This is a genomic window from Sporosarcina sp. A2, from assembly GCF_050858885.1.
In the GTDB taxonomy this organism is placed as follows: Bacteria; Bacillota; Bacilli; order Bacillales_A; family Planococcaceae; genus Sporosarcina.
Genome location: NZ_CP193898.1, coordinates 1477710 through 1496176, shown reverse-complemented (window position 1 = coordinate 1496176; position 18467 = coordinate 1477710). Strand labels below are relative to the sequence as shown.

Sequence of the window (18467 nt, the reverse complement as noted above, 5' to 3'; positions counted from 1 at the left end):
AGAGTGAAACCCTTTCAGTTCAAGTGTTTGCATGGTAACATAGAATAGGATATTAAAAATTTGCGTAACATGCCAAAAGGCAAATGTGGAGGTAATAACTCATGTCGAACAGTGTTGGTTCCGAGCGTTCACCGTATGCAGCTTTTTCAGGCCCGAACCTTGGCTATGTAATGGAGATGTATGAGCTTTACAAAAATGCACCAGAATCCATCGATCCGGAACTTGCCGAATTTTTCAAGAAAAACGGAACACCTGAAACAGGAGGTGACGTCCTCTCAAGTCTATCAACCGTAAATGGAACAGAAGGAAATCCTGCTGATTTCCGTAAAGTCCTTTCCGCATATAAACTAATGGACTCAATTCGAGCATATGGACATTTAAATGCAGATATTTATCCGCTGAATGACCGTCCTAAAGACGCTTCACGAATTGAACTTTCAGCATATAATCTTTCGGAACGTGATCTCGAAGCAATGCCAGCGTCGTTATTCTTAACAGAAGTTCCTTCTCAAGTAGAAAACGCTCTGGATGCCGTGAATTATTTGAAGTCATTATACACAGGCAAAATTGCATATGAATTCGCACACTTGATCGAAAAAGAGGAAAAGCTATGGATTCAAAACAATATTGAGTCTGGAAAACTAGCAGTTTCTCTAAATGCGGATGACAAAAAAGAATTGTTAGAACGTTTAACTAGAATCGAAGGATTCGAGAAATTTATCCATCGTACATTTGTTGGAGCAAAACGATTCTCTATTGAGGGTCTGGATACACTAGTCGTCTTCCTTGATGAATTAGTTCGACGTTCAGAAGAGGCCAAGACGAAGAAAGTGTTAATTGGAATGGCACACCGAGGACGCTTAAACGTACTCACGCACATTTTGAACAAACCATATGAAATGATGTTTGCGGAATTCGCTGGAGTTCCTTCAGGACCATTTTTACCTGAAGATGGTTCTGTTGAAGTGACACGTGGTTGGTTTGGAGATGTGAAGTATCACCTTGGTGCTTTGTACAAAGGACAAACAGGAACAGATCGTTTCCTAGCTTATAACCCATCTCACTTGGAAGTCGTAAATGCGGTTGTCGCTGGACAAACACGTGCAGCACAAGAAAATACCGATCTCCCAGGTGTACCTGTTCAAGATACGAACGCTGCGTATGCGGTTATGGTACACGGTGATGCTGCATTCCCTGGTGAAGGGATCACGCAAGAGACGTTTAACTTCAGTCGCGTTCGTGGTTTCCAGACAGGCGGTTCAATTCACGTTATCGCAAATAACATGATCGGATTTACAACTGAGTACTTCGATTCTAGATCGACACACTATTCGTCAGATATGGCAAAAGGATTCGAAGTTCCAATTGTCCACGTCAATGCAGACAGCCCTGAAGATGTTATTGGGGCAGCCTTGTTTGCATTCAATTATCGTCAAAAATTCGGTAAGGACATTTTGATCGACTTGATCGGCTATCGCCGTTATGGACATAACGAAATGGACGAACCAATGGTTACGAACCCGGTTATGTACCAAGGAGTTCACAACCATCCGACAACACGACAGTTATATGGCGAGGTATTGGTGAATGAAGGAACTCTAACTGCTCAAGACGTTGATAAGTTAGATACTGATGTATTTGCAGAAATGCAGCTTGCATATGACAAAGTGAAAGAGTTTGCGTCAGATAACAGCAATAGCTCCAATGCGACTCCTGAGGCAGTCTTGGCAGGATATACACGAGATCTTCAAACAGGCGTTTCAGAAGAACGTCTTCGTCGAATGAATGAAGAATTACTCTCGTATCCTGAAAGCTTCCACGTTTTCGGGAAGTTGGATAAAATCCTTAAACGTCGTCAAGATCCATTCAACGGTAAAGGAAAGATTGACTGGGCGCATGCTGAACAGCTTGCATTTGGTTCAATCCTTCAAGATGGCAAGCCAATCCGGATGTCTGGCCAAGATATACAGCGTGGTACTTTCGCGCATCGACATCTCGTATTGCATGATGAAAAGACTGGAGAAGAATTTGTTCCGCTCCACCACATCAGTGATTCGAATGCATCGTTTGTTGCGTACAACAGTCCATTGACTGAAGCAGGCGTAGTTGGATATGAATTCGGTTATAATCTTGAAGAAGAAAAGACTGTTACAGTTTGGGAAGCACAATATGGTGACTTCTCAAATATGGCTCAAGTTATGTATGACCAGTTCATCTCTTCAAGTAACTCGAAGTGGGGCCAGCAATCTGGTCTAATTATGATGCTTCCACACGGTTATGAAGGTCAAGGTCCGGAACACTCAAGTAGTCGAATCGAACGATATTTACAGCTTTGTGCGGAAAACAACTGGACAGTTGCAAACATTTCAAGTGCAGCTAACTATTTCCACGTTCTTCGCAGACAAGCGGCAATTCTTGGAGACGAAGCAGAGCGTCCGCTTGTTATCGCAACTCCTAAATCACTTTTACGCCATCCTTTAGTAGGCGCAGATCTTGCAGATTTGACAGAAGGCCATTTCGAGACAGTCTTGGAAGAGCCAAATACGGGTAAAAATGTTGAGAGTGTAAAGAAAGTTATTATGACAAGTGGTAAAATGGCCATTGATCTAGCAGAAAAAGTGAAAGTTGGAGAAGGATTCGACCACTTGCACATTGCGCGAGTGGAACAACTATATCCATTCCCATCTGAAAAACTTGCTGCAATCATCAAACGTTATCCGAATGCTGAAGAAATTGTTTGGGTCCAAGAAGAGCCGAAGAACATGGGGTCATGGTCATTTGCGCTTCCTTATTTATATGAGATTTCAAATGGTCTTAAAGTGAATTACGTAGGCCGAATTCATCGTGCAAGCCCTTCTGAAGGGAACGGAACGATGCATAAAATCGAGCAACAGCGTATTATAGAAGAAGCACTCAAAAACTAATCCGAACGATTGTACGATATTAGAGGAGGAAATTATTGTGGCAGAGATCCGAGTACCTGAACTGGCAGAATCGATTACTGAAGGAACAATTGCAAAATGGTTGAAACAGCCAGGTGAAACAGTAGACAAAGGTGAATTCATAGTAGAACTTGAAACAGACAAAGTTAACGTTGAAGTCATTTCAGAAGAAGCTGGAACAGTTCAAGAGCTTATGGCAGCTGAAGGCGACACAGTTGAAGTCGGCCAAGTTATCGCAATCGTTGGCGCAGGGGCTGGAGCACCAGCACAACCGGCTGCTCCCGTTCAACCTGCACAAGAACAGTCTGCACCTGCAGCAACTGCACCAGTTGCATCTGAATCTGTAGCTGAAGAAGCGACTTCAGGAGACCGTCTCATTGCTAGTCCTGCTGCACGTAAACTAGCTCGTGAAAAAGGGATTAACTTAGCTGACATTTCACCAGTAGATCCAATGGGTCGCGTACGTGTTCAAGATGTTGAAGCACACAGTACTGCTCCGAAACAAACAGCAGCTTCTGCAGCAACAAAACAGGAAGCAAAAGTAGATGACGGTCGCGTTGAGCGCGTTAAGATGAGTCGTCGTCGTCAGACAATTGCCAAGCGTTTGCTCGAAGTAAAGCAAAACACTGCAATGCTAACTACGTTTAACGAAATCGATATGACAAACGTGATGGAACTTCGTTCACGTAAGAAAGACGAGTTCTTCGATAAGAACGACGTACGTCTAGGCTTCATGTCATTCTTTACTAAAGCTGTTGTTGCAGCACTTAAAAAATATCCTAAAGTCAACTCAGAGCTTGATGGCGACGAATTGATCATGAAAAACTACTTTGACATCGGTATTGCAGTTTCCACTGATGGTGGACTAGTTGTACCAAACGTAGTGGATGCAGATCGTAAAAACTTTGCTGAAATCGAAGCGACAATTGGCGAGCTTGCTAAAAAAGCACGCGACAACAAGTTAACTCTTGCTGATATGTCAGGCGGTTCATTTACAATCACGAACGGTGGAGTATTTGGTTCACTTCTATCTACTCCAATTCTTAACGGAACTCAAGTCGGTATTCTTGGAATGCACACGATTCAAAAACGTCCGATTGCAGTTGGGAACAATGTTGAAATCCGTCCAATGATGTACGTAGCCCTTTCTTACGATCACCGCGTAATTGATGGTAAAGATTCTGTTGGATTCTTGAAGATGATTAAAGAATTGATCGAGAACCCAGAAGACCTTCTTCTCGGATCTTAATGAAACGATAGAACCATCCGCTACTGCGGGCGGCTCTATTCAACTATTTTTATAGGAAAGGCGGGATCCTGTAATGTCCTCGTTTAAAGATTGGTTGGCTGCACCGGCAATCCGGCAAGTTGTCTGCAAACAAGCAGATGCAGAGAAATATTTAGTTACAAACGTCCTTACACCAGGTAGGACGTATGATGTGAAGAACGAAACAGAAGAGTTTCTGTTCGTCGTTGACAACACAGGAAAAGTCGGCGGCTATTACAAAACTTATTTTGAGTGACACGCAGTGAACTGCATGTAGCAAGAATTTATTAAAACGGCCTGATGCTATATGTGCATCAGGTCGTTTTATATAGTAAAGGAGATTTAACTTTATGAACTCACTAATCGAACGCACCCAAATAGAGCGCACGACACGAACGTATTCTTCAGAAGAGCAGCTGCTCATTCAAGAAGGTGGATATGTTAGTCCATCTGACTTTCTGCTTGAAGATATTCTTACTGCATTATCCTTGAGTAAGCCGGTCTTATTGAAAGGTCCTTCCGGCAGTGGGAAAACCAGACTAGCTCAAAGCATCTCCGCGTTGTTTCACCAACCGATGCAAAGCGTTAATTGCTCAGTCGATTTGGATGCAGAAGCCTTGCTTGGATTTAAAACAATCCTTACTCAGAATGGTCAAAGCGTAATTGAGTTTGTCGACGGACCTGTCGTGAAGGCGATGAAGCATGGCCACATTTTGTATATTGATGAAATTAATATGGCGAAGCCAGAAACGCTTCCGATTTTACACAGTATTCTTGACCATAGAAGAATGCTCACAAATCCTTTTACTGGAGAAGTAATCATTGCTCACAAGGACTTCTCTGTCATTTCAGCTATCAATGAAGGCTATATCGGAACTTCTCCGATGAATGAAGCGTTGAAAAATCGTTTCGTTTCCTTTTCCATTCCTTATTTGAAAATGGATCAGTTAAGAACTGTCTTAGAAACATCGGTCCCGCATGCTAAACCAGAAATCATTGATATTCTCATGAATTTGTCATCAGATTTAACGAAACAAGCCGAGAATGGATTACTAGCAGACGAAGCAGCTTCTGTGCGAAGTTTGCTTGATGCGTTGGAATTAGCTGTCCATATGCCTATAGAACGTGCAGTGATGTATGCGATTGCTGAATTACTAGAGGATAAAATGGAACGAGATTTAGTGAATGAATTGACTGCTACTTGGGTGAAATGAGGGAACATAATGGATACAGTCAATCGATTCATACAATTCAATGACGAATCCGTAGAGACTCGAAAACTTATTCTTTACGAAAAAATAGCCCAGTCGTTAGCTGATGCACCGTTCATTAAAATTACAGAACGACAGCTAATCGAATTTCAACCGAAAGAAGCTACATTAGCCATGAGTGTCTTTTGGCGTCATCGTTCTGAAGAAATTACGCACTTAGGGCGCCTCTCAGATATCTATCTACTTGCATCTGGATTTTTCCGTAGTTTTGACTTGAAGGCATGGAGAAGTTATTCATCAAAAATGAAGACATCTAAGCATCCGAAATTGGCGAGTCAAGTAATGATGCTAGTTGAGGAATTCCGAATGATGGAGTCCATTCAAAAAACTCGAGTCGGTACAAAGCGAGCTTTTAATGTACGCCGGGACGTCTATGCTGAATTCCACCGTGATCGGCTGCTATCGAACGCTCAGCGGGGATTTAAAGCAGATGCCCTTATTAATCAACTCTTCCTGGACATTCATATCGATATGACATCTTCTCCACATGACCTATTCGATGCTTTACCTATAGATAGAATCCGACAAATTTCACAAGGTGTTTACGAGTTGAGCTCAACAGAACAGAGCGCACAACTTTCGATTCGAATAATGGAATTGGTAGAAGAGCACGTTACTGGAGATAGCGTTCTGCCTCTCTATACGTTCGGGGAATCGTTTGAAGATGGTAAAACGATGCAAACTCCGTCAAAAGCACAGTCTAATTTAGAAGATGGGGAAGACCCAAAAGTAAAAGAAACGATCGAAGAAGAATTCAGAGCTTGGCATCGGGAGACAGAGGACGAAAAGGGAGTCCATCTAGAATTTGATATTCAGCAAGGAACGTCAGGCGCTTCAGATGGATCCAATGCAACACCAGGAGACGAAGAAGCTGACGCTCAGCAATTTGGTATGGGGAGTTCTGAAGGAAATGAAAGAGAAGGGCTACCTAATGATGAGGCGAATAAAAACGAAGAACGTACGGAGCAACTTCCACAAAGAGCAGGTTCTGAATATGGACCTGCACATACACATGTAACGTTCGAAGTGAAGAAAATGCAGGGCATTGAAACACCATTAATCCACGCTGCGTTAGCAGACATGCGGGCGGATCATATACCTATAGTTCGAGCACTCGTTACAGAAATGAAAAAACGTTTAGAGCGTAAGAAGCAGCAGAAGAGGGACCACTTATCAAAAGGACGTCTTTCATCTAAGTTAACGACCATGTTAACAGACGAACGCCCTAAACCATTCTATCGGAAGCAAGCGCCATCGCCAGAACTCGATGCAGTTTTTGGATTGCTAGTGGATGGTTCTGCTTCAATGATTGATAAGGTAGACGAGACCAAAGAAGCGGTCCTACTGTTCCATGACGTGTTACGTAAACTACATGTCTCCCATGAAATTGTATCGTATTATGAGGATGCATTTGAAGCAACCAAAGAACAGCAACCTAACTTTTTCGAAGTGATGCATACATTTAATGAAACTCAAGTTGATAGTGGACCGGCCATTATGAATTTCGAATCACACGAAGACAATCGAGACGGGTTTGCAATTCGTTGGATGGCTAAACAATTATCGAGTCGATCGGAGCAACATAAGTTCTTGTTAGTATTCTCTGATGGAGAACCCTCTGCGTTCGGTTACGACCGTAATGGGATTTTGGATACGGCAGAAGCGGTCTTTGAGACTGAAAAGAGAGGGATTTCTGTCGTTCATTTATTTCTCTCAGCACAACAACCGACTCAAGACCAGAAAGACTTATTTGCTACGATGTTTGGAAATAAAACAGCTGCCTCAGATTCGGTAGAAGAGTTTGCAAGCCAAACCATCCGCATTCTTAGAAAATTACTAGCAATTGCTGCCCAATAGAAAACGCAAAACCTCCCTTATAAAGGACGGTTTTGCGTTTTTTCGTGGATATTGAGAAGTCGTTGTTTGAGTTCTTCTTCCATCCGGCCAATTTCACGTTCTGCTTCTTTTCGTTTCACGCGACCGTCTGCTTGGATGAGAAGTGTTTCCTCTATTGTTTGAATCAGGTTTTCCTGAGTTTTCTTCAGTGTGTCAATTTCAATAATTCCGCGTTCGTTTTCTTTCGCAGTATCAATTGAATTTAACTTAAGCATTTCTGAATTACGAAGGAGCAAATCGTTTGTCGTCTTCGTCACTAGCCGTTGAGATTCCACAGCTTTCTTCTGACGATTTAACGTTAGCGCAATCGCAATCTGATTTTTCCATAAAGGAATGGAAGTCATAATCGAAGATTGGATTTTTTCAGCAAGTGTCTGGTTAGTTTGTTGAATCATCCGGATCTGCGGTGCACTTTGAATTGTGAGTTGTCGTGACAGTTGTAAATCATAAAGTCTCTTCTCTAGACGATCTAAAAATTGACTCATATCGTTAACTTCTTGTATTGCCATTTGGTCATTCGAATTTTGTGCATCTGCACGCATTTGAGGAATGGTAATTGTAGCTAACTCATCCCGTTTAATTTCTGCAGCGGCAATATAGACATTCAATGCTTGGAAATAAGTTTTGTTTTGCTCGTACAGGTTATCAAGCATATGAACATCTTCAATCAAACCGCGTTTCGAGTGCTCCAATTGCACCCCAATACGGTCGATCTGTGTACTTAGTTTTTGATATTTCGTCATCATTTCCTGAATAGACCGGGACGCTTTGTTGAAAATACGGCTCAATCCGGTTTTTTTCTTCTCGGATAAGTCATCTGGGTCGATTTCAGACAGCTTTCCCATCAAATCAGTAAGGACGTCACCAACTGGTCCTATGTCTTTACTTTGAACATGATCCAACATTTTATGAGAGAACTTCGAGAGTTCGTTCTGAGCAGTAGCCCCGTAAGTTAAAATAGCTTCATAATCTCCTACGGGAATCTGATCTGCCAAAGCTTTTGCTTTTTGTTGCTCTTCAGGAGATAACCGATCAATTAACGCAACAGAAGCATTACTGTCAGCTTGTTCGGTTTGCATCTCTTTAGGTAACATTGGTTCACTTCTATCAAACGGACTACTTAATAAATCATCAAAAGATTTAACATCATCATTCATTGGCTTGTTTTCGTTCATCTACAGGTTCCCCTTTCGGAATCGGCAACGATTTTTTACGTGCCATCGTAATGTCTACATAGTCGAGTTCCATTTGAAGAGCCGCTAAGTCAGTAGCGAGCGCATCCTGCAAATCATTTTCTAATTGTTGAGTCACATCTTTAATCGTTTCACGTGTATGTTGAAGGGCGATACGAACTTCTTTCTCCTTCAATTGCTGATTCGCAAGGAGTGCATATTTTGTAGTAAGTTCCACTGCGGAGTCAAGATGTGCATAGAAGAACTGCTCCGTCTGGTAAAACTTTCTAGGGTCGTTCCGGACAATCGTAAGAATTTTCTTCGAGAGGTTACTCAATTCATACACTTGACGAAACGTTTTAACAGAGCGGACCTGTCCGTACACACTATTTAATCGTTTAATTTTTTGCTTAGCTTCTTTGAGCTGTAAATTTATGTGCCGGAATTCGGAACGACTCATTCCTAAATTTTTAACAGTAGAGTTAAGTTGGTATTGTTTAATAGCGAACGTACCACCGAAATACATGGCAAGAACAATTCCTGTTGAAGCGAAAAAGCCTGTACCAGTTGCAATCAGTAATATAAGATACGTTCCAAAGCTGACGGGCGCCATGATGAAGTGCCTGATAAAGAATAGTTTTACCTGTTTCATCTTGGATCAGCCCTCCTTATCATTTAGGGTGTGTATCTTTAATACGTATACGTGGTAGTAAAAGTTTCATGTTGAAGACAATCTTCCTTAAGTATACCGCATCGGACACGTCGAGACGAACAATTGAAATGGGACATAGTACAGTTTGCTTGGAAAAACCTTTCTTGCTTTGTATAATTGTCGAGTGTAAAGGAAAAGAGGTTTTCACATGTATGAAGTGATTTATATGAAAGCGGATTATGAACCTTGGTGGATGTTTGAAGATTGGGAAGAGATGGTACGTAAGAGACAGTCATTTGAAGATTTAGATGAGGCGATTGAATTTGCTCATGTTATTATAGAAAAAATGAGAATCTCTTTTTCTCATGAGAAAACACGCAAAGATACATTTATGGCATTCTGGAATCCAGGAGAGCGCACCTATTGTGATGGTTGTGACGATGACTTGCAATTGTACCACGGAGTGTTTTTATTAAATGCAGGACAACCTATTCCATTTAATACGAAAAGTAATTAGAATATTTCATAAGATATATTTGACAATTACGTGGGTTATGCTATACTAGTAGTAAGGTTAATATCAAGTGCTCGCGACGAGAAACATATTCACCTATTACTAAAAGTGATCGGCGAGGTCGGTACTTTTCGTAATACGTGAATTTTCTTCTTTCCAGCAAGTTCATGTATTAGCAATTATTATTTGGAGGTTTTCATTTATGAAACAAGGTACAGTAAAGTGGTTCAACGCAGAAAAAGGTTTTGGCTTCATCGAGGTTGACGGAGAAGACGACGTATTCGTACACTTCTCAGCTATTCAAGGAGACGGGTTCAAGTCTTTGGACGAAGGCCAGCAGGTTGAGTTCGAAATCGTTGAAGGTAACCGCGGTCTACAAGCTGCAAACGTTACTAAACTCTAATAACTAACAAAAGAGGACTTTCTCAACTGAGAAAGTCCTCTTTTTCCATTTTACGGCTTTGTGACCGATTCCATTGAAGAGGTTACTAGTAGATCTTCTTGTCCTTCGACTGTCATCAATGCTTCTCGTTTTACTTCACCGAATCCTTCTACAAAGTATTTGCGATTGGTGTACGTATCTCCTTTTTCCTCAATAACAATGGCGTGTTCAAACTTTTTATAAGGAGTTTCTACAGTTGCATCCGTCTCAACAACCGTCCACTTTCCGAACGTTGCTCCTTTTTCAAAAGGTTTTTGCAAATAAACGCCAGTTACTTCCATCTTTTTTATCTCAGCGACTGGAGGGGCGTTCTCTTGCACGTCAACATGCTTTTCTTCCAGAGTTAAAATTCGATCTTTTTCTACTTTATACAATTTACGGATCATAGAACCACCGTTATTCTCATAAATCATCACAAATTCTTCATATGGATGATACACTTGAACGTCTAACTCTGCATACTCATTTCCTGTACCTTCATAATGAGCTTTCGAGCTGTCAGGAAGAAGGTAGTCGAGCATAGCGGGATCTTTGACTTTGCCATTTGGATCATCCAATTCCTCTACTCCATCATTGTCTGAGTCTTTATCCTTTATCTCGCCGCCAGCGTCCGTATCTGCCTTGTCAAGTGGACTTTGTTCGCCACTATTGCCAGAATTATCGGGTGCGGTCACATCTTGACCGTTCAGTTTTGAACATGCGGTGACGACAAGAAGACTGATGAGCAAGAAAAGCAGTAACGGAAATTTCTTCATGACCATTCACTCCTTTTCTAAATAGTATTACCGTTTTAGGGAAAAGTATGTGCAGTGAAAGAGGATATTTTTTAGTGTGACAACAAAAAAACAACTGCTACAAATAGCAGTTGTTTTGCATTGTTAAGTTATATGGATTGGGTAATCACTTTACAGAACGTTGTGCTTCTTTCCACTCCAAATACTCGTCATAATTCATCATCTTATCGAAAATTGTACCGTCGTCGTTAATTTCAATCACGCGATTTGCAATTGTCTGGATGAACTGATGGTCATGAGATGTGAAGAGCATAACGCCTTTATAAGCAATCAAACCATTATTCAGTGCTTGAATCGATTCGAGATCCAAGTGGTTCGTTGGCTCGTCCAATAATAAAACGTTTGAATGCGTTAGCATCATTTTCGAAAGCATACAACGTACTTTTTCTCCACCCGATAGGACAGATGGTTTTTTGTTTACTTCTTCACCTGAGAACAACATTCTACCGAGGAAGCCACGTAAAAACGTTTCTGTCTCATCTTCAGGAGAATAAGGACGTAACCACTCGACAAGTGATTTCTCATTACCGTTGAAGAATTTGTTGTTGTCGATAGGGAAGTAGGCGTGTGATGTCGTAACGCCCCATTTAACAGTTCCTGCATCTGCTTCTTGCTCTTCAGCTAAAACTTCAAGCAAAGCAGTTTTTGCTAATGGATTTCCGATCAAAATGACTTTATCTTCTTTGTTCAATGTGAAAGATGCATCTTTCAGTAGTTGAACGCCGTCTTGACTTTTAGACAAGTCGCGAACCATTAAAACATCATTTCCGATGTCGCGGCCCATTTGGAAGTTAACATAAGGATAACGACGTGATGACGGTTTGATATCGTCTATATCGATTTTATCCAATGTTTTCTTACGTGAAGTTGCTTGCTTCGATTTCGAAGCGTTGGCACTGAATCGCGCGATGAACGCCTGCAATTCTTTTACTTTTTCTTCTTTTTTCTTATTCTGTTCCTGAGAGAGTTTGAGCGCTAATTGGCTTGACTCGTACCAGAAATCATAGTTACCTGCGTAGATCTGGATTTTACTAAAGTCTAAATCCGCAATATGTGTACATACTTTGTTCAAGAAGTGACGGTCGTGGGATACGACGATTACAGTGTTCTCGAAGTTGATTAAGAATTCTTCTAACCATTGGATTGCTTTCAAGTCCAAGTGGTTCGTAGGCTCATCCAGTAACAGAACATCCGGCTTACCGAATAGCGCTTGCGCTAGGAGTACTTTTACTTTGTCGGAACCGTTAAGTTCAGACATTTTCATTGTATGCAAGCTGTCAGAAATGCCAAGACCTTGCAAGAGGATTGCAGCTTCTGATTCAGCTTCCCAACCATTAAGCTCTCCAAATTCACCTTCAAGTTCAGCTGCACGCATGCCGTCCTCATCAGAGAAATCTTCCTTCATATAAATTGCATTCTTTTCATTCATAATGTCATAGAGTCTCTTATGACCCATAATTACTGTTTCAAGAACTTCTACAGCTTCGAACTCAAAGTGATCCTGTTTCAATACAGCCAGGCGATCATCATTATTTAAGATGACGTTTCCTGTTTGTGGTTCTATTTCACCAGAAAGTATTTTAATGAATGTTGATTTACCTGCACCGTTCGCACCGATTAACCCGTAACAATTGCCAGGGTTAAACTGTATATTAACATCTTCAAAAAGTTTCCGGTCTCCAAAACGAAGACTTACATTACTTACTGCTAACATAATTGACCTCCTAAAATTCACACTTTGCCCATTATAGCACGGATTCGGGCTAGGGTGGGAGAAATTACAGTAGCAAAATCAGAATTTGAAGTTTAAACTATTACTTAGGAGATAGGATTTTAATTAATCATTAACTTTCTTTCATATGCAACGCTTTACGATTCTTATATGCGGGCAATGTACAAAGCTCTTTATTGATCAAATACTCCATTTGTACATAGTGCTTACGTTCAGGCAAGCAGTGAGGATCGAGACCTTTTATCGAGTTGACAAAATAATATCCATTGATTTGGCGGAATATAACGACGGAGTCAGAAAATAAGTCAAATACACCTTTTAATTGGTATCTTCGTGTATATGACCAATGAAGTAGTTTCATAACGTCATCCTTTCAAAGAAAGTATACGACCTTAGAAATGCAAACGCAAGTTCGATGAATCTGTTTGAGAGAGGAATGTTTATGGACGCTAACGCCTTAACAACTAAGAAAGCATATCTACTGATTGGAGCAATTTTTGCAGTATCGTTAAATATGAGACCTGCAGTGACCTCTATAGGTCCAATACTCGATGTGATACGCGAGCAATTGTCGCTATCAAATGCTCAAGTTAGCCTGTTAACATCACTTCCTATCATATGCATGGGTGTGTTTGCATCCCTTGCACCTGTTCTAAACCGAAAAATAGGATTAAATGCCACGATGATTCTCATGGTGGCGATTATTGGTGTGATGACTGCACTCCGGGAATTTGTACCGACTTATGCGATGCTCGTTGTTTCTTCCATTGGAGTAGGAATTGCGATTGCAATTGCGGGACCTTTACTATCAGCGATGATCAAACAAAACTTCCCCCACCGAGCAGGAGCTGTAATCGGAATCTATTCGTTCGGTCTCGGAGCAGGAGCAACACTTAGTACAGGGTTGTCCGCATATCTATATGAGAAGACAGGTTCTTATCCACTTGCGCTCAGTATATGGGCAGTACTTGCATTAGTAGGTATAGCAGCTTGGCTAGCATCAGCATCTGACCACTTGATAGTTAAGCATCACCCAAAGAGATCAGTACCACAAAAAGCGATGGCAATTCGCTCACCATGGAAAAATAAGAAAGCATGGCTATTTCTGTTATTTTTCGGGCTGCAGTCGGCGGCATTTTTCTCGTTAGTAATTTGGCTTGCCCCTATAGCGCTATCTAAGGGGATGACAATCATTCAGGCAGGGACACTTGTCAGCATGATGACTGCTGTTCAAATCGTTTTAAACTTAACAATTCCGCTTATGATGGAGCGTTATCCAGGTCGTAAAATGTGGTTACTGTTCATCCTACTTATTGGATTAGTTGCCGTTGCTTTGTTCTGGACTGGAAACTTACCTTTATTATGGGTAGGTGCTCTATTAATGGGGGTCCCGCTAGGTGGAATGTTCCCAATTGCATTAGTCTTACCGCTTGATGAAACCGAGAATGCACAGGAAACGAATTCATGGACGGCGATGATGCAAACGGGTGGATACATTATTGGAGGTATTCTGCCACTAGTTATCGGCGTCTTGTATGATGTGACACATAACCATCAATTTACAATTGGGGTATTTGCTATACTGTTTATAGGAATGATCGTGTTGGCAATGTTAATTGGAGACAAAAAGGAATGAGAGAATTGGAAAAGGGATGCCCGATTGGGGCATCCCTTTGTTTTTTTAACTAGCCGATTATTGAATATCATGAAGTAATTACTTCTTTATAATTCAGAATTTGTGTTTTCACTCACAACGATCATTGCCGCGGTCGTTGTTCAGCAGGTGTTTCCTAACATAAGCAACGCAAACCCTACCTACTTTTGCGTCCTTGCGACCCTATAGTCGCTCCAGTTTGAATACGTATTATGGGTAAACATTCAGCAGAATGCCAGTATTCAAGAATCAGCTAACTGGTTATAACTTAATAAGTATAACATTGATTTTCATCATTGTCAACTTTTCGATACGAATGATTACAAAACGAAAAGGGAGTTCTAAAAAGCAGTGCCATCTCTTACAGTATCTTATAGCAGTTTGAAAGGTGGAGATGGTTTGGAGATTGATGGCGTCTTTTCGGGTGGTGGATTAAAAGGTCTTGCGTTAGTAGGAGCCTGTAAAGTTTTCGAACAAAATGGATACACGTTTAAACGTACCGTTGGAACAAGTGCAGGTGCAATTGTTGCTGCAATGCTCGCGGCTGGCTATACGTCAATTGAAATGGAAGAAATTATGCGAGAACAAGATTTTCCGGCATTGCTTGACACCAGAAGGACTTTCATTCGACTACCTTTTATGAAATGGATTCAATTGTATTGGAAGATGGGTCTCTATCAAGGAGTAGCTCTTGAGAATTGGTTTAGTGACATTTTGGCTAACAAAGGCGTATATACATTTGCGGATTTACCTGAAGGATCACTCAAAATCATTGTCTCTGATTTAACGAACGGAAAACTTATTGTCTTACCCGATGATCTTGGTGAGTATGGATTGCAACCTGACTTTTTCCCAGTCGCACGAGCACTACGCATGAGCACAAGCATTCCATTTTTCTTTGAGCCAGTAACGTTACATTCACTTGCTGGAGACGCTGTAACGGTAGATGGTGGCGTTCTTAGTAATTTCCCATTGTGGATGTTTAACGATAGCGAAAACGAAGAGACTCGACCTGTGGTAGGAATGAAATTAAGTCATACGCCAGAAACTAAGAAAAAAACAACAATTCGAAATGGCTTAGGGCTATACGAAGCACTTTTTTCAACGATGAAAGATGCGCACGATGAAAAACATATCTCGAAAAGTTTAGAAAAAGATGTGATGTTCATACCGACAGAAGGAATTTCTGCCGTTCAATTCGATCTATCAGACTTGCAAAAAGAACAATTAGTTGTTAGTGGAGAACAAGCAGCCTCTGAATTTTTAACCCACTGGAGACGTTCGAAGATGCCCTATCTTCATAAAACTTTAAAAATTATTTGAAAAATCCATCATCCCGTTATGTTGTTAATCGTCGGAAATTGGTATAATAGTCATAAGAACTAGTAACCCTAGAGACAGAAGGCGGTGGTTGGCATGAAGATATCCATAAAACACTTGTTGCTTGCAATAGCATCTCTGTCAATCGTGCTAACGCTTGTAAGCAGTCTCTATGCGGGATACCGTGCAGATCAGCAAACACTCCAAAAAACTACGCTAGAAACAAATTCAGCATATGCACAGAAGTTAGCAAAAATGACCGAGGATTATTTACTTAGAACAGAACGCATTTTAGCTTATACTGCACAACGATTTTCTGGAATTCAAGCCATGAACGATGTTGATGGATTAAATCAGGAGGCAGAGCGTTTAGTCGTTCAAGCGGAATTGTTGAGTTCTGTTATCATAGCGGATAGACAAGGAACAATCCGGGGCACATCCCCGGCTATCCGTTCACTAATTGGACAACCCATAGCTCATGATGAGGGAAAGAAAACTTTATCTAGTGGGAAGTCTTCGATTAGCAAACCATTTTTAACAGATAACGGAAAATTAGTAGTATTCATCTCTAGTCCGATTTTGGACGCATCTGGTAAGACCCTTGGACTGGTTGGAGGAAGTATTTATCTGAAAGAAGAGAACGTATTGAATGATTTACTGGGACAACATTTCTACGAGGATGGCTCGTACGTTTATGTTGTGGATGAAGATGGAATGGTTCTTTATCACTTAAATCGAGAGCGTGTAGGAGATGTAGTTGAAGGGAATTCTGTAATCTCAGCTTTGAAAAAAGGGGAAAGTGGAAGCATGAGACTGTTAAATAGTAAAAAACAGGACATGTTAGCTGGATATGCCTATATTCCTCTATCCAAATGGGGAGTCGTTTCACAACGACCGACAGATATTGCATTAGCTTCCTCAAAAGATATGGTGAAGGAGATGATCCTAAAATCCTTACCATTCATCTTGCTGTCCGCTGTGCTCATATTATACTTTGCTTCATTTATTTCAAAGCCTTTAGAAAAATTAGCGAGTTATGCGTCAAACCAACTTCAAAGGGATGGATATGCACCTCTTGAAAGTGGAGCTTGGTACCACGAAGCCATTCAGCTCGATCTTGCTTTAACGGATAGTTTCAACCGCTTCCAAGACAAAGTGGACCACTTCATCCAAGAGTCTTCTACAGATTCTTTAACAGGGTTGCTAAATAGACGTGCGCTCAATGAAAGTGCACGAATCTACGTAGAACAGAAAGTTGCTTTTTCCCTTGTGATTTTAGACATCGATCGATTCAAGCGAGTGAACGATACGTATGGCCATAGCGCTGGCGACGATGTGCTGAAATTTTTATCGAAAAAAATGCAGTTGTTCGTACAGGACAAAGGGACATGTTACCGGTTTGGCGGGGAAGAATTCGTCATTTTATTACCACAAATTGAAATTGAAGAAGCAACAAAGATTACAGACGAAATGAGAATAGCTATTTCTTCAGAAATCAGTCCAATTGGAAAGTCGATTACTTTTTCTGCTGGTGTTGCTAACTTACCAGAGCACGCAGAACATTTTTTGAGAGTGCTTGAATTGGCAGATGAATGCTTGTATCGCGCAAAAGAAACTGGGCGAAACAAAGTGGTAAATGTCGTGGAACTGACTGTAGATGCATAAGCGAACTTCCATGTCATCGCAAAAAGTGATAAACTGAACAACAGTTTACAAAGAAGCGGGTGTTGAACATGATTGGAAGAAATGATCCGTGTCCATGTGGGAGCGGAAAGAAATACAAGAAGTGTTGCGAAAGTAAAGAACAACTGACAATGGAAGTTGTTCAAGCGGAAGAATTGGAACGCATATTACAGTCATTCTACGATGAGTATCCGAAACAGAAAGATTTCGATAGTTACCGTGCATTTGCATCGCAATGGAAACTTCCATTGTCTAAGTTTTACATGGAGGAAATGGTCGAAGCCATTGCATTGGACGAGTTCTTTTTCCAAGAACGGACCGATATTTGGGAAGGTTTCGTTCAGAAGCAATTGAAGAAACTAGTACGGCCATCTGTTATCAAAGTTCTGGAAAGTTGGTCAATACCACAAACCTTACTTGGACAAGTGGTTTCATCGGAATCCTCTTATTTAACCGTCTATGATCGATTGAATAACAAAACCATTCAGTTACGAAGAGAATCTGATAAGCCGGTTCCTGAAGGAGTCCATCTATGGTGCTTTACATTACCGGACGGTGCAGAAGGTAATTTAGCTGTTTCGACACTTATCTTTTTCCCAGTGGACCAAAGCTTAGTGTTTGAAGAATTTGTGTCTGAATTCGCAAACGTTGATCAGGATACGGAAACATATATGAAAACCCATTCCGTAGATCTGTGGATAAAACTCGCAGAAAATGGATATGAGGGGGAAGAGTTCACGAACTTTGAACAAGGTGTTCTTGAACGCATCGCTTCGTTTTTAGAAGCGAATGATCGTGAATCCGATACGTTAATGGAACTAGTGGAAGATTACTTAGTGGAAGAGCAGCCCAACGCTCGTAAAGACGTTGCAATCGCAGCAGGCGCAATCCGCTACGGGCAAGAGCTCGGATTGTTCGAGTCCTTGGAACTCACCGTTAAAGCAATCGCTGATGAATTCGAAGTATCGCCATCATCGCTAAACCGTTATTACAATGGAATTATAGAATACACAAAACTAAAGACCGTTTAACATGTTGAGCCCCCTTTGCTGAATTGGCAAAGGGGGCTTTTGGAATTTATGAGAGGTTGGGGGAGAATGACTTTGCGATAGCGCTCATAAATCACAG

16 protein-coding genes are annotated in these 18467 nt (G+C 41.1%); 11 read left to right on the top strand and 5 right to left on the bottom strand.

Annotation, left to right across the window (positions count from 1 at the left end; translation table 11 throughout):
• The first annotated feature begins 101 nt into the window (after positions 1-101).
• The 5 genes from ACRPI0_RS07405 (at position 102) to ACRPI0_RS07385 (ending at position 7337) form a co-directional block, all read left to right on the top strand.
• Positions 102-2924: a 2-oxoglutarate dehydrogenase E1 component gene (locus ACRPI0_RS07405; protein ID WP_432355695.1), complete on the top strand. Its 2823-nt coding sequence runs from the start codon at positions 102-104 to the stop codon at positions 2922-2924.
• A 37-nt stretch (positions 2925-2961) separates the two neighbouring features.
• On the top strand, positions 2962-4191 hold the full coding sequence (gene odhB / locus ACRPI0_RS07400; protein WP_432355694.1) for a 2-oxoglutarate dehydrogenase complex dihydrolipoyllysine-residue succinyltransferase: 1230 nt from the start codon (positions 2962-2964) through the stop codon (positions 4189-4191).
• Positions 4192-4264: 73 nt separating this feature from the next.
• The gene (locus ACRPI0_RS07395; RefSeq protein WP_432355693.1) at positions 4265-4465 is read left to right on the top strand and encodes a DUF6501 family protein; all 201 of its coding nucleotides are present in this window, start codon (positions 4265-4267) and stop codon (positions 4463-4465) included.
• Positions 4466-4559: 94 nt separating this feature from the next.
• Complete coding sequence (locus tag ACRPI0_RS07390) at positions 4560-5423, top strand: ATP-binding protein (protein ID WP_432355692.1); 864 nt, start codon at positions 4560-4562, stop codon at positions 5421-5423.
• A 9-nt stretch (positions 5424-5432) separates the two neighbouring features.
• Complete coding sequence (locus tag ACRPI0_RS07385) at positions 5433-7337, top strand: vWA domain-containing protein (protein WP_432355691.1); 1905 nt, start codon at positions 5433-5435, stop codon at positions 7335-7337.
• Positions 7338-7354: 17 nt separating this feature from the next.
• On the opposite strand, the gene ACRPI0_RS07380 is transcribed toward ACRPI0_RS07385, so the two are convergent.
• Positions 7355-8551: a toxic anion resistance protein gene (locus ACRPI0_RS07380; protein WP_432355690.1), complete on the bottom strand. Its 1197-nt coding sequence runs from the start codon at positions 8549-8551 to the stop codon at positions 7355-7357.
• Entirely contained in the window at positions 8526-9200 is a 675-nt protein-coding gene (locus ACRPI0_RS07375; protein ID WP_432355689.1) for a 5-bromo-4-chloroindolyl phosphate hydrolysis family protein, read from the bottom strand. Before ACRPI0_RS07375 ends, ACRPI0_RS07380 begins: the two co-directional genes overlap by 26 nt.
• A gap of 208 nt (positions 9201-9408) precedes the next feature.
• Between ACRPI0_RS07375 and ACRPI0_RS07370 the strand changes: the two genes are divergently transcribed.
• Positions 9409-9717 carry a DUF1033 family protein gene (locus tag ACRPI0_RS07370; RefSeq protein WP_432355688.1) on the top strand — a complete coding sequence of 103 codons (309 nt, stop codon included), beginning with the start codon at positions 9409-9411 and terminating at the stop codon, positions 9715-9717.
• A 199-nt stretch (positions 9718-9916) separates the two neighbouring features.
• Entirely contained in the window at positions 9917-10117 is a 201-nt protein-coding gene (locus ACRPI0_RS07365) for a cold-shock protein (protein WP_191689461.1), read from the top strand.
• 50 nt (positions 10118-10167) lie between these two features.
• Here the strand turns inward: ACRPI0_RS07365 and ACRPI0_RS07360 are convergent, their stop codons facing one another.
• The 3 genes from ACRPI0_RS07360 to ACRPI0_RS07350 all read right to left on the bottom strand — a co-directional run bounded on the left by ACRPI0_RS07360 (position 10168) and on the right by ACRPI0_RS07350 (position 13043).
• Complete coding sequence (locus tag ACRPI0_RS07360) at positions 10168-10911, bottom strand: hypothetical protein (RefSeq protein ID WP_432355687.1); 744 nt, start codon at positions 10909-10911, stop codon at positions 10168-10170.
• A gap of 145 nt (positions 10912-11056) precedes the next feature.
• On the bottom strand, positions 11057-12664 hold the full coding sequence (locus tag ACRPI0_RS07355) for an ABC-F family ATP-binding cassette domain-containing protein (protein WP_432355686.1): 1608 nt from the start codon (positions 12662-12664) through the stop codon (positions 11057-11059).
• 130 nt (positions 12665-12794) lie between these two features.
• Positions 12795-13043 carry a hypothetical protein gene (locus ACRPI0_RS07350; RefSeq protein WP_432355685.1) on the bottom strand — a complete coding sequence of 83 codons (249 nt, stop codon included), beginning with the start codon at positions 13041-13043 and terminating at the stop codon, positions 12795-12797.
• Positions 13044-13124: 81 nt separating this feature from the next.
• On the opposite strand from ACRPI0_RS07350, the gene ACRPI0_RS07345 reads away from it, so the two are divergent.
• From ACRPI0_RS07345 to ACRPI0_RS07330, 4 genes are all read left to right on the top strand, one after another.
• Entirely contained in the window at positions 13125-14318 is a 1194-nt protein-coding gene (locus ACRPI0_RS07345; RefSeq protein WP_432355684.1) for an MFS transporter, read from the top strand.
• Between the two features lie 417 nt (positions 14319-14735).
• A complete protein-coding gene (locus ACRPI0_RS07340; RefSeq protein WP_432355904.1) occupies positions 14736-15659 on the top strand; it encodes a patatin-like phospholipase family protein in 924 nt (307 codons plus the stop codon).
• 93 nt (positions 15660-15752) lie between these two features.
• Positions 15753-17321, top strand: coding sequence for a sensor domain-containing diguanylate cyclase (locus ACRPI0_RS07335; protein WP_432355683.1), 1569 nt, complete (start codon positions 15753-15755; stop codon positions 17319-17321).
• Between the two features lie 68 nt (positions 17322-17389).
• Positions 17390-18370, top strand: coding sequence for a YecA family protein (locus tag ACRPI0_RS07330; protein WP_432355682.1), 981 nt, complete (start codon positions 17390-17392; stop codon positions 18368-18370).
• The last annotated feature ends 97 nt before the right edge of the window (positions 18371-18467 follow it).

Coding starts and splice junctions, on each gene's coding strand:
- ACRPI0_RS07405 (WP_432355695.1), top strand. CDS start 102: ATGTCGAACAGTGTTGGTTCCGAGCGTTCACCGTATGCAGCTTTTTCA.
- ACRPI0_RS07395 (WP_432355693.1), top strand. CDS start 4,265: ATGTCCTCGTTTAAAGATTGGTTGGCTGCACCGGCAATCCGGCAAGTT.
- ACRPI0_RS07390 (WP_432355692.1), top strand. CDS start 4,560: ATGAACTCACTAATCGAACGCACCCAAATAGAGCGCACGACACGAACG.
- ACRPI0_RS07385 (WP_432355691.1), top strand. CDS start 5,433: ATGGATACAGTCAATCGATTCATACAATTCAATGACGAATCCGTAGAG.
- ACRPI0_RS07380 (WP_432355690.1), bottom strand. CDS start 8,551: ATGAACGAAAACAAGCCAATGAATGATGATGTTAAATCTTTTGATGAT.
- ACRPI0_RS07375 (WP_432355689.1), bottom strand. CDS start 9,200: ATGAAACAGGTAAAACTATTCTTTATCAGGCACTTCATCATGGCGCCC.
- ACRPI0_RS07370 (WP_432355688.1), top strand. CDS start 9,409: ATGTATGAAGTGATTTATATGAAAGCGGATTATGAACCTTGGTGGATG.
- ACRPI0_RS07365 (WP_191689461.1), top strand. CDS start 9,917: ATGAAACAAGGTACAGTAAAGTGGTTCAACGCAGAAAAAGGTTTTGGC.
- ACRPI0_RS07360 (WP_432355687.1), bottom strand. CDS start 10,911: ATGAAGAAATTTCCGTTACTGCTTTTCTTGCTCATCAGTCTTCTTGTC.
- ACRPI0_RS07355 (WP_432355686.1), bottom strand. CDS start 12,664: ATGTTAGCAGTAAGTAATGTAAGTCTTCGTTTTGGAGACCGGAAACTT.
- ACRPI0_RS07350 (WP_432355685.1), bottom strand. CDS start 13,043: ATGAAACTACTTCATTGGTCATATACACGAAGATACCAATTAAAAGGT.
- ACRPI0_RS07345 (WP_432355684.1), top strand. CDS start 13,125: ATGGACGCTAACGCCTTAACAACTAAGAAAGCATATCTACTGATTGGA.
- ACRPI0_RS07335 (WP_432355683.1), top strand. CDS start 15,753: ATGAAGATATCCATAAAACACTTGTTGCTTGCAATAGCATCTCTGTCA.
- ACRPI0_RS07330 (WP_432355682.1), top strand. CDS start 17,390: ATGATTGGAAGAAATGATCCGTGTCCATGTGGGAGCGGAAAGAAATAC.